The 12682-nt window shown below is 62.7% G+C and carries 11 protein-coding genes; 6 read left to right on the top strand and 5 right to left on the bottom strand.

All coding sequences use genetic code 11. The annotated features are described in order from the left end of the window. The first annotated feature begins 10 nt into the window (after positions 1 to 10). The gene (locus CCD76_RS03110) at positions 11 to 250 is read left to right on the top strand and encodes a hypothetical protein (protein ID WP_087718065.1); all 240 of its coding nucleotides are present in this window, start codon (positions 11 to 13) and stop codon (positions 248 to 250) included. A 79-nt stretch (positions 251 to 329) separates the two neighbouring features. Here the strand turns inward: CCD76_RS03110 and CCD76_RS03105 are convergent, their stop codons facing one another. Both CCD76_RS03105 and CCD76_RS03100 read right to left on the bottom strand, forming a co-directional pair. Next, positions 330 to 1745, bottom strand: a complete 1416-nt coding sequence (locus CCD76_RS03105) for a PhoH family protein (RefSeq protein WP_087718064.1) — start codon at positions 1743 to 1745, stop codon at positions 330 to 332. Positions 1746 to 2071: 326 nt separating this feature from the next. Continuing rightward, positions 2072 to 3688: a peptidoglycan DD-metalloendopeptidase family protein gene (locus CCD76_RS03100; protein WP_256961064.1), complete on the bottom strand. Its 1617-nt coding sequence runs from the start codon at positions 3686 to 3688 to the stop codon at positions 2072 to 2074. Between the two features lie 247 nt (positions 3689 to 3935). Between CCD76_RS03100 and CCD76_RS03095 the strand changes: the two genes are divergently transcribed. The 3 genes from CCD76_RS03095 to CCD76_RS03085 all read left to right on the top strand — a co-directional run bounded on the left by CCD76_RS03095 (position 3936) and on the right by CCD76_RS03085 (position 6260). Beyond that, entirely contained in the window at positions 3936 to 4193 is a 258-nt protein-coding gene (locus CCD76_RS03095) for a hypothetical protein (RefSeq protein ID WP_143543247.1), read from the top strand. Positions 4194 to 4205: 12 nt separating this feature from the next. Then, positions 4206 to 5144, top strand: coding sequence for a LysR family transcriptional regulator (locus CCD76_RS03090; RefSeq protein ID WP_087718061.1), 939 nt, complete (start codon positions 4206 to 4208; stop codon positions 5142 to 5144). A gap of 111 nt (positions 5145 to 5255) precedes the next feature. Continuing rightward, a complete protein-coding gene (locus tag CCD76_RS03085; protein WP_087718060.1) occupies positions 5256 to 6260 on the top strand; it encodes a glutathione S-transferase family protein in 1005 nt (334 codons plus the stop codon). A 40-nt stretch (positions 6261 to 6300) separates the two neighbouring features. Here the strand turns inward: CCD76_RS03085 and CCD76_RS03080 are convergent, their stop codons facing one another. Beyond that, positions 6301 to 6768, bottom strand: coding sequence for a YaiI/YqxD family protein (locus CCD76_RS03080; RefSeq protein ID WP_087718059.1), 468 nt, complete (start codon positions 6766 to 6768; stop codon positions 6301 to 6303). 466 nt (positions 6769 to 7234) lie between these two features. On the opposite strand from CCD76_RS03080, the gene CCD76_RS03075 reads away from it, so the two are divergent. Next, positions 7235 to 8950 (top strand): DEAD/DEAH box helicase, encoded by a 1716-nt coding sequence (locus CCD76_RS03075; protein WP_087718058.1) that lies wholly within the window; start codon positions 7235 to 7237, stop codon positions 8948 to 8950. Between the two features lie 252 nt (positions 8951 to 9202). Further along, positions 9203 to 10183: a GntR family transcriptional regulator gene (locus tag CCD76_RS03070; protein ID WP_087718057.1), complete on the top strand. Its 981-nt coding sequence runs from the start codon at positions 9203 to 9205 to the stop codon at positions 10181 to 10183. 55 nt (positions 10184 to 10238) lie between these two features. Here the strand turns inward: CCD76_RS03070 and CCD76_RS03065 are convergent, their stop codons facing one another. Together CCD76_RS03065 and CCD76_RS03060 are read right to left on the bottom strand one after the other, a co-directional pair. Beyond that, a complete protein-coding gene (locus tag CCD76_RS03065) occupies positions 10239 to 11165 on the bottom strand; it encodes an NAD(P)-dependent oxidoreductase (protein ID WP_087718056.1) in 927 nt (308 codons plus the stop codon). 48 nt (positions 11166 to 11213) lie between these two features. Continuing rightward, positions 11214 to 12641: an FAD-binding oxidoreductase gene (locus tag CCD76_RS03060; protein ID WP_087718055.1), complete on the bottom strand. Its 1428-nt coding sequence runs from the start codon at positions 12639 to 12641 to the stop codon at positions 11214 to 11216. Positions 12642 to 12682: the final 41 nt, after the last annotated feature.

Genomic DNA, 12682 nt, shown 5'->3' with positions numbered 1-12682 from the left:
GAGTGACGCCATGTCAGACTTTTCCGATGAGTTTCGCATGCCCAAGGGCTGCCCCAATTGTGGCAACCACATGATGAAGGTTTCCCAGGCCAAATCCGCGGATGATCAGGTCTATTGCACCTCCTGCAATGCCGAGGTCTGCTCCTGGGAAGAGGCCGAGCGGATCATGGCAGAGACACCGCGCAGCGAATCCGAGCAGTTGATCGAAGACGTCATGAACAACAAGAAGCCTTCCGAAGAAGACTATTGAAGCGCGATGCGGTGAGTGTCGAACGCAAACGCCCCGGCCAAGCCGGGGCGTTTGCGTCTGGGTTTCGATGGGAATGGATCTAGAGCAGCTCTTCCGCCGCCAGGGCAAGTCTCGAGCGCTCGACGCTCTTCAGGGTGATGTGACCGGCATGGGGCCAGTCGCGGAAGCGTTCCACCACTGCGGCCATTCCGCAGGTGTTGGCGGTGAGATAGGGTGTATCGATCTGGCCGACGTTGCCCAGGCAGACGATCTTGGTATTGCGCCCGGCACGCGTGATCAGGGATTTGAGCTGCTTGGGCGTGAAGTTCTGAGCCTCGTCGATGATCAGGAAAGTGTCGTTCAGCGTGCGTCCACGCATGAAGGTGGGTGAGCGGATCTGCACGCGAGAGCCGATCAACTGGCGCGTCGCGCCATCGTTCCAGCTGGACGAGCCCTCACGCTCGTCACGTAGCAGGTTGTCCATGTTGTCGTGGAAGGCGCCCATCCACGGCGACATCTTCTCTTCCTCGGTGCCTGGCAGGAAGCCGATGTCCTCTCCCATCGGAATGGGTGCCCGCGTGAAGACGATACGTTCGAACTGCTTGCCGTCCAGCGTTTGCTGCAGCGCAGCCGCCAGGGTCATGAAGGTCTTGCCGGTGCCCGCGCTGCCAGCGAGGGTGAGGAAATCGATGGAGGGATCCATCAACAGGTTGAGGGCGAAGTTCTGGCGGCTGTCGTGTGCATGCACGCCCCAGACGCCGCCATGATGCCGGTAGTTCGTCAGCAGTTGCAGCGTCGCCTTGCTGGGTCCATGGCTGCGCACGATCGCTTCGAATTCCGCGCCGTTGTCGCTGTCGGAAACGAGCATTCCCACGTGCCAGTCCTCGGGAATGCGGCCTTCCAGATGATAGAAGGTGTGGCCGTCGGCGCGCTCGACCATGACTTCGACGTCCAGCGACTCCCACAGACTGCGACCGTCGCGGCCTGCGTCGGCGTAGACCTTTGCGCCTTCGATCATCGCGTCGAGGTCATCGAACGCCTTGTCATTGAGATAGTCTTCGACCGGCACGTTGAGTGCCGTGGCCTTGACTCGCAGGTTGATGTCCTTGGTCACCAGGATGACCGAGGCATCCGGCCGTTCATCGCGGAGCCGGCAGGTTTCGGCGAGGATGCGGTTGTCCGGGGAGTTTTCCAGCGTCTCCAGCGGCGCCAGGTCTCGGTAGCAGAGGAAACGCAGGCGGCCGGCAGGGCCGCCGGTCACGCGAGGAATGGGGATGCCTTGCTGGATCTCCCGTGGGGTAACGTGAGCGGTGAGGTCGGATAGGGTACGGCTGATCTGTCGGGCCGTGCGCGCGATCTCGCGCATGCCGTTCTTGTGTTTGTCGAGCTCCTCGAGCACCGTCATCGGGATGACGACGTCATGCTCTTCGAAGTGGTAGAGGGCTGTTGGGTCGTGGATCAGGACATTGGTGTCCAGTACGTAGAGCCTGTTCGCTTTCTTGTCGATTCGCACCATCGGCAAAAGCACTCCTGTGAGTTCAAGGCTTCTCGACCCTGACAGAGTGCGGTGACAGCTCGATGTCGCCCGACTCACTCCGTCAGTGCCACTATCGTTGGAACGTAAAGACTGTGTCGGCTTTACCTCTCTGACGGATGAAGTCGTTACCAGAATGACCCCACGACGCCGAAAGCGCTACCCCCTTTTTTCACATCGGCAGCAAAAACCGGTCGCGTGATCTTCTGATGGCCGGTACCTATCCCTGCGCTGACGAGGGAGAGCCAGACGGCAGAAACGAAAAAGCCCTGCCGAAGCAGGGCTCGATGAACGGGCGATCCGTGATCTCAGGTATTGTCGTCGGCGTCGTCGCCTTTCTTGACTTCCACCTGCGCGATAGCCGGTTCGTTGTCATCCCGCTGATCCAGCTTGGCCAGCAGGTTTTCCGATTCGCGCTTGAAGGCGGCGAGGGCATCGCCACGCAGGCTCTGGGATTCCGGCAGCTTCACGCGCATGGGATCGACCTGACGGTTGTTGACCATGACTTCGTAGTGAAGGTGGGGTCCGGTAACGCGCCCAGTGCTCCCCGACAAGGCGATCTTTTCACCCATCTTGACGCGCTCGCCGGGTTTGACGAGAGGTTTGCTCAGATGCAGGAAGCGAGTCGTATAACCGTTGTCTTGGCGGATGACGATATAACGCCCGGCGAGCGGATGATCGACTACGCGTTCGACGACGCCGTCGGCGGGTGCGTCAACCGGCGTGCCAGTGCGCATGGCAAAATCGGTGCCCTTGTGAGGGCTGATCCGACCCGTGACAGGATGAAGACGTCGCAGGTTGAACGGCGAACTGATGCGGTAGTCACCTTGAAAGGGATAGCGATTGAACGCCGGGTCGAGGCTGTTGCCGTCCGGGGTATAGAAATGGTCATCGGCGCTATTGCGAAGCACCGTCAGATCCATGCGCTGGCCTTCGTATTCGGCGGCCAGGATCTTGGAGTCCATGGATTGACCGTCGATCATCTCGGACTCCACCAACACCCGGAATTGATCGCCGGCGCGCGTATCGCGGCGGAAATCGAGCTTCTTGGAGAGAATGTTGGTGAGCTTGGACACTTCTGCGTTGGATAGGCCTGTCGACTGTGCCGACAAGGCGAACGAGCCGCTGACGGTGCCGCTGAACATGCGCTGAGTGGCTTCTCCCGCTTTCTCTACCGGGGAGTAGGCGAACTCTGCCGTTTCATCGCCGCGCTGGATCAGGTAGCCTTCTCGAGGATCCTTCATCACGCGCAGTGCCAGCAGCTGGCCATTCTCGTCGAGCTTGTAGTCGAAGCTATTGCCGACACGCCATCGGGTCAGGACCTTCTGATCCGGTACGGTGTTGAGGATCTGCATCACATCGCTGTACACGAGACCCAGCGTTCTTTCGGCAGTCAGGGCGAAGGAGTCACCGCTTTGAATGGTATAGCTCTGCCATTCGGGGACGTAGGTTTCCTCGGAAGCGATCTCGTCACCCAGCTCGGTATCGCCGGAAGGGTCCATCGTATTGTCGAACGACCAGTCCTCGTAAGACGTGCCCCCGATGTCGCTGCCATCGTCGTCGGACGCTGGTTGTACGTCTTCCGCAGGCAGCTGCATGGCTACCTGTTTCACGTTGGGCTCGATGGCCGGCTTGACGATGGGAGAGATCGCCTGCGCCTGCGAAGGCACCGTCGAACCTTCGTCAGCCCGCGCTTCGGAGATGAAATCGACATGCATTACCTCCAGCGGCTTCAGTTGCGCCAGAGGAATGTCTTGCGTTAAATCGCCGAGGGAAAATGTGGGTTCTGCCGCCTCTTTCGGGGCGGCTGAGTTGACGATCGACTGAGAGATGGTCGTCGTCGTCGCGAGAGGAATCTGCTGCTGGTCGTTTTCGGCATTCCCGAAAACCCCCATGATTTTTTGCGTACCCAGCACGGTGACCATGGTGGCAACCGGAAGCAATAACACTTTATGCGTGCGGGGTAGCGAATGGAATATTCGCAACATGAAGATGAGGCCCGAATGAAAAAGGATGACAAATTTAAATAAAGGCCGGGTGACCGTACCCCAAGCTCGTGTTAATTGTCTAGTCTGTATTTAAATACAGTACACGAGACCCCGTCTCGCGGGGCTTCGGCGAGGAAAAGACATCAGCTGAAAGTATGGGCGGGGGGTAGCCGAGCGTAAGGACATGCAACGCAGTGGTGCATGGTTGCGCACCACTATGGTGCACAATAAAGCGCTGTTTTCCAGCAGAATATTGGCTCGTATAAGATTTGTAGGAATTTTATTGTTCCAGAAGATTGCCATGGTCAGGGTGTTTTTTCGGCATCGTAACAGCAGGTCAGTCATGGTCGTGGCGCTGACGCTTAACCTGACGGCAGAATATCGAATTGAAGAAAAGCCGGACTTTCATGGGATTCTTCTGCGCATGAAGGTTCGAGGCTAACGGGAGAGTGTTGTGCCGAAAGTGACGTTGCTGCAGTGGCAAATGCTGGCGGCGGTAGCCGATAACGGTGGATTTGCCAAGGCTGCCGAAGTGATTCATCGAAGCCCGTCGACGCTCAATCACGCGATCCACAAGATCGAGGAGCAGCTGGGCGTGGTGCTTTTCGAGCCCAGGGGGCGTCAGGTCGTGCTCACCGAGGCAGGGAGTCTATTGCTGCGTCGAGCGCGTCAACTCATCGAAAACGCGGCGTCGTTGGAGGACGTGGCGGAGCGTCTGGCCGGTGGGCTAGAAGCAGAAGTCACGCTGGCCGTGGATCAGGTCTTTCCAGGGGATGCTCTGGCCGAGGCGTTGACGCAATTTTCGGAAGCGTTTCCCCACGTGCGCGTTCAATTGCATGAAACCGTCCTCAATGGTGCTGTCGAAATGTTGTATGAGGGGCATGCCGACCTCGTCATCTCGGGGGTCAGCGCCCAGGGCTTCCTGGGGCAATCCATCGTCGACGTGCCTTTCATCGCGGTGGCGCATCCCCGGCATCCCTTGCATCAGCTTGAGCGCGAGCTGGATTTGCGCGACCTGGAACGACATCGTCAACTGGTGGTGCGCGATTCGGCGATTCGTCAACGGCTCGACGCCGGGTGGTTAAAGGCGGAACAGCGCTGGACCCTGGGGCATCTATCGACGTCGATCGACATGTTGGAGCGGGGGCTGGGCTTTGCCTGGGTGCCGGAAACGCGGATTCGCGCGGCGCTGGACCAGGGGCGACTGAAGGCGCTGCCGTTGCGCGCAGGTGGCGTGCGCCGGGTATCGCTGCAGCTCGTGCATCGTGACATCGATGGCGCCGGTCCGGCGACGCGTGCCCTGGCCGAGGCGCTGATGGCCAGCGTAGTCGCTACCTGCCCACAGGATGCCCGGCCGCAGAACTCGAATGCATCGATGCAGCCGAACGAATGAGCCGAGTTATTACGCTCGATCTCTGACCGAAGCGGTCTATCCTGTCAGCCATTCGGCATCTAACGGCACGCGTCACCGAACGGCGCGCACTGGCATTGACAGGAGAGACTCATGGGATTGCTTGTCGACGGAGAATGGCGAGACCAGTGGTATGACACCAAGAGCCACGGCGGCGAATTCGTGCGCGAGTCCGCCAAGCTGCGTGACTGGATCACGCCTGCCGGCGCGCCGGGGCCGCAAGGGCAGCCAGGGCTTGCGGCGGAAAGGGGACGCTATCATCTCTACGTATCGCTGGCCTGTCCGTGGGCCCACCGCACGCTGATCATGCGCAAGCTCAAGGGGTTGGAGGCGGAGATCGGCGTCTCCCATACCAGCCCGTTGATGCTCGACCAGGGCTGGAGCTATCGCGTGGACGAGGGATCGAGCGGCGATGAGGTCAACCACGTCGACTACCATCACCAGCTCTATACCTTGACCGACCCTCGCTACACCGGCCGGGTGACGGTGCCTGCGCTGTGGGACCGGCAACAGCGGCGCATCGTCAACAACGAATCGGCAGAGATCCTGCGGATGCTCAACTCGGCATTCGATGAATTGACCGGCAACCGTCTGGATTTCTATCCCGACGACCTGCGTGACGTCATCGACGAGGTCAATGCGGACGTCTACGACAACGTCAACAACGGCGTCTACAAGACCGGCTTCGCAACCGAGCAGGCGGTATACGAGAAGCATTTCGTGGCGCTGTTCGACTGTCTCGACCGTCTGGAAGCGCGGCTCGAGAGCCAGCGGTATCTGGCGGGAGAGTGGTTGACCGAGGCCGATATCCGGCTGTTCACGACGCTGGTACGCTTCGATGCGGTCTACCATGGGCACTTCAAGTGCAATCGCCAGCGCATCGCCGACTTTCCCAACCTGTCGAATTATCTGCGCGAGCTATATCAGTGGCCGGGCATCGGGGAGACGGTGGACTTCGACCACATCAAGCGCCACTACTATTACAGTCATCCGACGATCAATCCGACTCGGATCGTTCCGTTGGGGCCGTCGCTGACACTGGATGCGCCACATGACCGTGGGCGACTACCCGGGCAGGGAATTCGCGGCGCCGATTGAGAGCCGGTTGACGACCTGCTGCGCGCCGGCCGTGACCACGTCAGCCGCGGGCATGGCGTTGCAGCCAGCGATCCAGCGCGTTGGCGAACTCCCGGCGATCGCCATCGGTGTAGGCGTTGGGTCCCCGAGTATGTTCGCCGCTGGCGCGCAGCGTCTCCATGAAGTCCCGCATCTGCACTCGCGCCTTGATGTTGTCGATACTCAGGCTTTCGCCGCGGGTGGTCATGACCTCGGCGCCGCGTTCGATCACTTCCTGCGCCAGCGGCAGATCGCTGGTAATGACCAGATCGCCGGAAACGACAGCCTCGACGATCGCGTTGTCCGCGGCGTCGAAGCCATGCGCCACCGAGCGCGACTTGACCCAGGCCGACGGCGGTAACGGCAGCGCGTGATTGGCGACCATCCAGGTCTGAGTCTGCGTGCGTTCGGCGGCCCGGAGGATGATGTCGCGGGCGACGCGGGGGCAGGCGTCGGCGTCGACCCACAGCGTGGGCTTGGGTATCGGCATGGCGAAATGCTCGGTGGCCGGAGAGAGGGATACATAGTCTACGGCCTTCGACGAAGCGCTTCATCCCGGCGGCCTCGTTCCCCCGTTTCTGTAGGATTTTTACGTTCCGGTGGTGAAACGCTTACGCCGATGGTATAGTAGCGCCTCCTCGCATGTGTTGACCCCACCATCCTGCCGATATGTCTGTAATCGACGCCATCGATCCGTGAATCGATGCCCAGCACCGGACGTATCTCGTACATGACGCACGGCCAAGCCGTTTTTCGCGTCCGGATGCAACGATGGAGCGCCTAGATCGGTTGATGTTTCAAGCAACCGGGCGCATCAAGGTCGCCACATACGCTATCGCTTCCGCCATTCGCGGGGCGATATGCGCAATGCCAGGTGCGACCGGCATTCCGTGGTGATCACGCCACCGATGCCATGACATTTTCGCCGGTGCCTACCGGCCACTCCAAGGTGTGAAATGACCTCGACTGTTACTGCTTCGCCAAGCTTTGGCGATCTGGCTCTATTGCCGGAAGTACTGACTGCCCTCGAAACCCTGGGCTATGAAACTCCTTCACCGATCCAGACGCAGACCATCCCTGCGCTGCTGGAAGGTCGCGACATGCTGGGCCAGGCGCAGACCGGTACCGGCAAGACCGCCGCGTTCGCGCTGCCGCTGCTGAGCCGGCTCGACCTCGGCCGGCGTGAACCGCAAGTCCTCGTGCTGGCCCCGACGCGGGAACTGGCACAGCAGGTCGCCGTGTCGTTCTCCAAGTACGGCCAGAACCTGAAAGGGCTGGAAATCGCCACCCTCTGTGGCGGTCAGGATTATCGCGAGCAGCTGTCGGCATTGAAGCGTGGTGCCCAGGTCGTCGTCGGCACGCCGGGTCGGATCATCGATCACCTGGATCGCGGTAGCCTCAAGCTGGATGGCCTGTCTGCCCTGGTCCTCGACGAAGCCGACGAAATGCTGCGCATGGGCTTCATCGACGACGTCAAGCGTGTGGTTTCTGATACCCCGAAAGATGCCCAGCGGGTGTTCTTCTCGGCCACGCTGCCGAGCGAGATCGAGCGTATCGTCAACCGTTACCTGGTCGATCCGGTCAAGGTGACCATCGAATCCAAGGTCAGCACCGGCGAAAACATCGAACAGCGTGTGGTGCGGGTCGAAGGTCCCAGCAAGCTGGAAGCGCTGGCTCGTATTCTCGAAGTCGAAGCGGTCGACGCGGCCATCGTGTTCGTGCGCACACGTGCTGCGTGCACCACGCTGGTCGAGCAGCTCACCGCCCGTGGCGTCAACGCCGCCGGGCTGTCGGGTGATCTCGACCAGAGCCTGCGCGAGCGCACCGTGACACGCCTCAAGCGTGGCAAGGTCGACGTGCTGGTGGCCACCGACGTCGCGGCTCGCGGGCTCGACGTGCCGCGCATCACGCACGTGGTCAACTATGACCTGCCGCAGGATTCCGAAGCCTATATCCACCGAATCGGTCGTACCGGCCGTGCCGGTCGTGACGGTGTTGCCATCACCTTCGCCGGCGGTCGCGAGACCCGCAAGGTGCGTTGGGTCGAGCAGGCGACTGGCCAGGCCATGACCGAGATGCCGCTGCCCGACGAAGCAGCCATTCGTGCTCACCGCGACGACCGCTTCAGTGCGCGTCTGCGCGAGATGCTCGACGCCGGCGCGGATCATCAGCGCGCGCTGATCGAGAAGCTGGTCGAGGAAGGTCACGATCCGATCGATCTGGCGGCGGCGCTGGCCACGCTGGCGCGAGCCGGTGAAGCTCCGATCGGGCGTATCACCAACTCACCGTCGCGCCGCGAGGGCGGCCGAGATAGCGGCCGAGATAGCGGCCGTGAACGCGCGCCGCGCCGCCGCGACAGCGCGCCGCGTGAAGGCATGACGCGCTATCGCGTTTCCGTGGGCCACAAGGATGGCGTCAAGCCGGGTCAGCTGGTCGGTGCCCTGGCCAACGAGGGCGGCATCGAAGGCGGACGCATCGGCCGTATCGATATCCGTAACGCCTTCTCCGTGGTCGAGCTGCCGAGCGGTCTGCCGTCCTCGATTCTGGCCAAGATGGCACGGGCTCGCGTCGGTGGCCGGCCGCTGGAGATCTCCGAAGACGAAGGCGCACCCGAACGCGCGCCGCGTCGTCGCAACGATGGCGACGCGCCGGTGCGACGCTCTCGCGCCTGAACTGCCGACGACTGATCCGATAGCGGGGCCCAGCCCCAGGTAGCATCGAGACGCCGCCCACTTCGAGTGGGCGGCGTTTTATTTTGCCTGTCGTCGGCCCGGCGTTGACCGGGCCTCTTCCGGGTGATTCAGGACGGGGCGTAGTCCCTAGGTCGGGCAGCCAGTGACGATCTTTGTATGCAATACTCGTTATCGCTGAATCGTGGCACGTCCCGGTTCGCGCTCTCCTGACACACGGCGGGAATGCGTTCGATGGCAAAGACACTCAAGGATCAGTTATACGATGCGCTGCTGCGCAGCATGGCGAGCGGGCACCTGGAGCCGGGGCTGGTGCTGCTCGAAGGCAACATTGCCGAAATCTTCGGCATGAGTCGCTCTCCGGTACGCCAGACCCTGGGGCGGTTGCATCAGGAGGGGGCCATCAGCCGCTTCGAGGGGCGCGGATTCCTGGTGGGTCGCGATCCGCATACGGTCGTGCGGCGTTCGCTGACTGCCGCCGATTTTCGCGCGGCGGGCGGGCGGGCTTCGGTCAGGCGCACGGACTCCTGGCGCGCCCTGGCGGAAAAGGTCGAGCACGATATCGTGCTCTGCTCGATGAAGGGGCGTCTCGAGCTCAACGAGCTGCAGCTGGCCAAGTCGCTGGATGTGAGCCGTGCCACGACGTATCGCATCCTGCTGCAACTGCAGTCGCTGGGGGTGGTCGAGAAGATCAAGTACAGCAGCTGGAACGTGGTGCCGCTGGACGACGAGCGGTTGCATCAACTCTACGAGGCCCGGCGGCAGCTGGAGCCGTTCATGATCGCGCGCGCCTGCGACCGGATCCCCGACGCTGCGATTCGCCGCTATCTCGACAGGTTGGATCAGGCGCAGGCCCGCTATCCCGAGGTTCAGGCCAGTCAGCTCGATGCGCTGGAGAACGACCTGCATCACGAAGCCTTGGAGCATGGCGGCAATGCCGAGATACTGATCATGCTGCAGCGCACGCGGCCAATCCTGCTGATCAGCAAGCACCTGCTGGGAGAAGAGATCGAATTGCCGCCGGGCGATCCGTTCTTTGCGGCGCATCGGCAGGTATTCGAGGTCATGCAGGCACGCCGCCCCGCGCTGGCCGGCTCGGCATTGCATCAACATCTCGAGGCATCGGAGTCGCTGGTTCAGGAGCGACTGGCCAACTTCCGCCATACCGGCGAACTGGAGGCGCCGGGCTATCTGCGCTGGCTCGGCCAGCGCTGACCCGAAACGCGCAAGAGGGCGGGGCGCGCAAGAGAGCGGGGCGCCCGCCAATGTATCAGTCGACGGCCATGCCATTGCGACGGTGGAGTTCCCGGATCAGCGCGCTGTGGTCCAGTTCACCGTCGCCGTGGCTCAGCATGTCGCCGAACAGCGCATCGGCCTGAATGCTGACCGGAAGATCCAGTTCCAGGCGAGTCATCTCCGCCATCGCGGTCTGGGTATCCTTGTACTGCCACTTGGCAGGGCCGCCGGGGGCAAAATCTCGCTCGAGCATGCGCTGGCCGTGCATCTTGAGGATCGTCGAATCCGCGAAGCCGCCCATCAGCGCCTCACGCACCTGCGCGGGATCGGCGCCGCCACGTTCCACCAGCAGCAGCGCTTCCGCCACCGTGGCGATGGTATTCGCGACGATCATCTGGTTGGCGAGCTTGGCAAGCTGGCCGCTCCCGGCAGGGCCGACGTGGGTCGGGCGGCCGAGATTCGCCAGCAAGGCCCGGCAGCGCTCGAAGACTTCCGCCTCGCCGCCGGCCATGATCGCCAGCGTGCCGTCGATGGCGCCGCGTTCGCCGCCGGAGACCGGGGCGTCCAGGTAGCCGACGCCTTGGCGGTTCGCGACTTCCGCCTGGTGCCGAGCCGTATCCACGGGAATCGAGCTCATCACGATCAGGCTGCTGCCGGGCGGCATCATGGCAATGACACCGTCCTCGCCCAGCAGAATCTCGTCACAGACCGGCCCGGCGCTCAGCATGACGATGACGACATCGGCGTCGCGGGCGGCGGCCACGGGAGAGCTGGCCGCTTCCACGCCTACGCGCTGCAACGGAACCAGCTTGTCCGGCGAGCGATTCCAGGCGCGTACGCGATGGCCGGCGGCGGCCAGACGGCTGGCCATGGGCGCGCCCATGATGCCGGTGCCGATGACGGCGACGGTCCGGCTATCGGGATGGGCGGGACGGTCCGAAAGCGTGTGGGAATGGGGCATGACGAAATTTCCTGAACGGGATCGAGCGCCGGGTCCGAGCCCGGCGCGTCATTCGGCGGGGCGGGGGAGAATGCGACCGGGAGACATCAGGCCGCGGGGGTCCAGCAGGTGCTTCAGCCCCCGCATGATGTCGTATTCCGGTTCCGATAGCGTCTCCATGAAAGCACTCTGCTTGAAGCGACCGATACCGTGCTCGGCGCTGATGCTGCCGTCGAAGTCGTCGACGATCTCGAACAGCCGCTCCTCCAGCTCGTGCAGCAGCGCCGAACGCTCGTCGGCCCCCTGCTCGGGCGGCGGCAGGATGTTGAAGTGCAGATTGCCGTCACCGATATGGCCGTAAGCGATGATCGTCGCCTGCGGACATAGCCCCTGGATCTCCTCGGAAGCGCGCTGATGAAAGGCGCTCAGCGACGAAATGGGTATCGAGACATCCGTGCGCAGGTGTTCGCCCCGATTGCGCTGGCCCTCCAGCATCGCTTCGCGGATGTGCCAGAGATTCCCGGCCTGGCTTTCACTGGCGGCGAGCACGCCATCGGTGAGGGCGCCGGCTTCGAACCCGCGCTCGAAGAGGTCTTCTATCATGGCGTCGAGGTCCAGTGGCCCGCTGGCGGCGACCTCCATCAGCACGTAGACCGGTGCCGGGGCGTCGAGCGGGTCGCGCAGATCGGGGGCTGCCTCCATCGCCAGTTCGAGGCAGGTGCGCGGCACCAGTTCGAATGCGGTCAGTAGATCGCAGCAACTGCGTCTCGCCAGGGCGTAGAGCGCCAGCACCGCGTCCACGTTCGGACACGCCAGCAGCGCCGTGCGGCTGATCTGAGGACACGGAAACAGCTTGAGGACGGCACCGGTAACGATGCCGAGCGTGCCCTCGGCGCCAATGAACACCTGCTTCAGATCGTAGCCGGTGTTGTTCTTGTGCAGCGCCTTCATGCCGTTGTAGATACGTCCGTCCGGCAGCACGACCTCGAGACCCAGCACCAGCTGCCGCATCATGCCGTAGCGCAGCACATTGAGACCGCCGGCATTGGTCGAGACATTGCCGCCGATCTGGCAGCTGCCCTGGGCCCCCAGCGAGAGCGGGAAATCACAGTCGGCCGCCTCGGCGGCATCCTTGATCGACTGCAGGACGCAGCCGCCGTCGACGCTCATGGTGAAGTTGATGGGGTCGACATGGCGAATCGACGCCATGCGCTCGAGGCTGATGACCAGCTCGGGGTGATCCGCATCCGGCAGCGCACCGCCGACCAGCCCGCTGTGGCCGCCCTGTGGCACCAGCGGGATATCGTGGCGATGGCAGTAGCTCACCACATCGGCCACCTGGCGCGTCGTCGAGGGACGGGCGACGGCCAGCGGCTCGGCGCCGCGATGGCCTGGCCAGTCGACGCGATAGCGCTCCATGTCGTCGGCCTCGGTCAGCAGCCCGCCCTTGCCAAGTAGGGTAGCCAGATCGTCGAGCAGCGCAGCTTGCGGGGTCATGAATCACCTCTCTAGGAACCATCGAAGGGGATGTCGTCGAA

This window comes from Salinicola salarius, assembly GCF_002179555.1.
Lineage (GTDB): Bacteria > Pseudomonadota > Gammaproteobacteria > Pseudomonadales > Halomonadaceae > Salinicola > Salinicola salarius_A.
This window is presented reverse-complemented; position numbering and strand designations above follow the sequence as displayed.

Bases quoted from the DNA above. Each gene is read 5' to 3' on its own strand.
- CCD76_RS03110 (WP_087718065.1), top strand. From the start codon at position 11: ATGTCAGACTTTTCCGATGAGTTTCGCATGCCCAAGGGCTGCCCCAAT.
- CCD76_RS03105 (WP_087718064.1), bottom strand. From the start codon at position 1,745: ATGGTGCGAATCGACAAGAAAGCGAACAGGCTCTACGTACTGGACACC.
- CCD76_RS03100 (WP_256961064.1), bottom strand. From the start codon at position 3,688: ATGGTCACCGTGCTGGGTACGCAAAAAATCATGGGGGTTTTCGGGAAT.
- CCD76_RS03095 (WP_143543247.1), top strand. From the start codon at position 3,936: ATGCAACGCAGTGGTGCATGGTTGCGCACCACTATGGTGCACAATAAA.
- CCD76_RS03085 (WP_087718060.1), top strand. From the start codon at position 5,256: ATGGGATTGCTTGTCGACGGAGAATGGCGAGACCAGTGGTATGACACC.
- CCD76_RS03080 (WP_087718059.1), bottom strand. From the start codon at position 6,768: ATGCCGATACCCAAGCCCACGCTGTGGGTCGACGCCGACGCCTGCCCC.
- CCD76_RS03075 (WP_087718058.1), top strand. From the start codon at position 7,235: ATGACCTCGACTGTTACTGCTTCGCCAAGCTTTGGCGATCTGGCTCTA.
- CCD76_RS03070 (WP_087718057.1), top strand. From the start codon at position 9,203: ATGGCAAAGACACTCAAGGATCAGTTATACGATGCGCTGCTGCGCAGC.
- CCD76_RS03065 (WP_087718056.1), bottom strand. From the start codon at position 11,165: ATGCCCCATTCCCACACGCTTTCGGACCGTCCCGCCCATCCCGATAGC.
- CCD76_RS03060 (WP_087718055.1), bottom strand. From the start codon at position 12,641: ATGACCCCGCAAGCTGCGCTGCTCGACGATCTGGCTACCCTACTTGGC.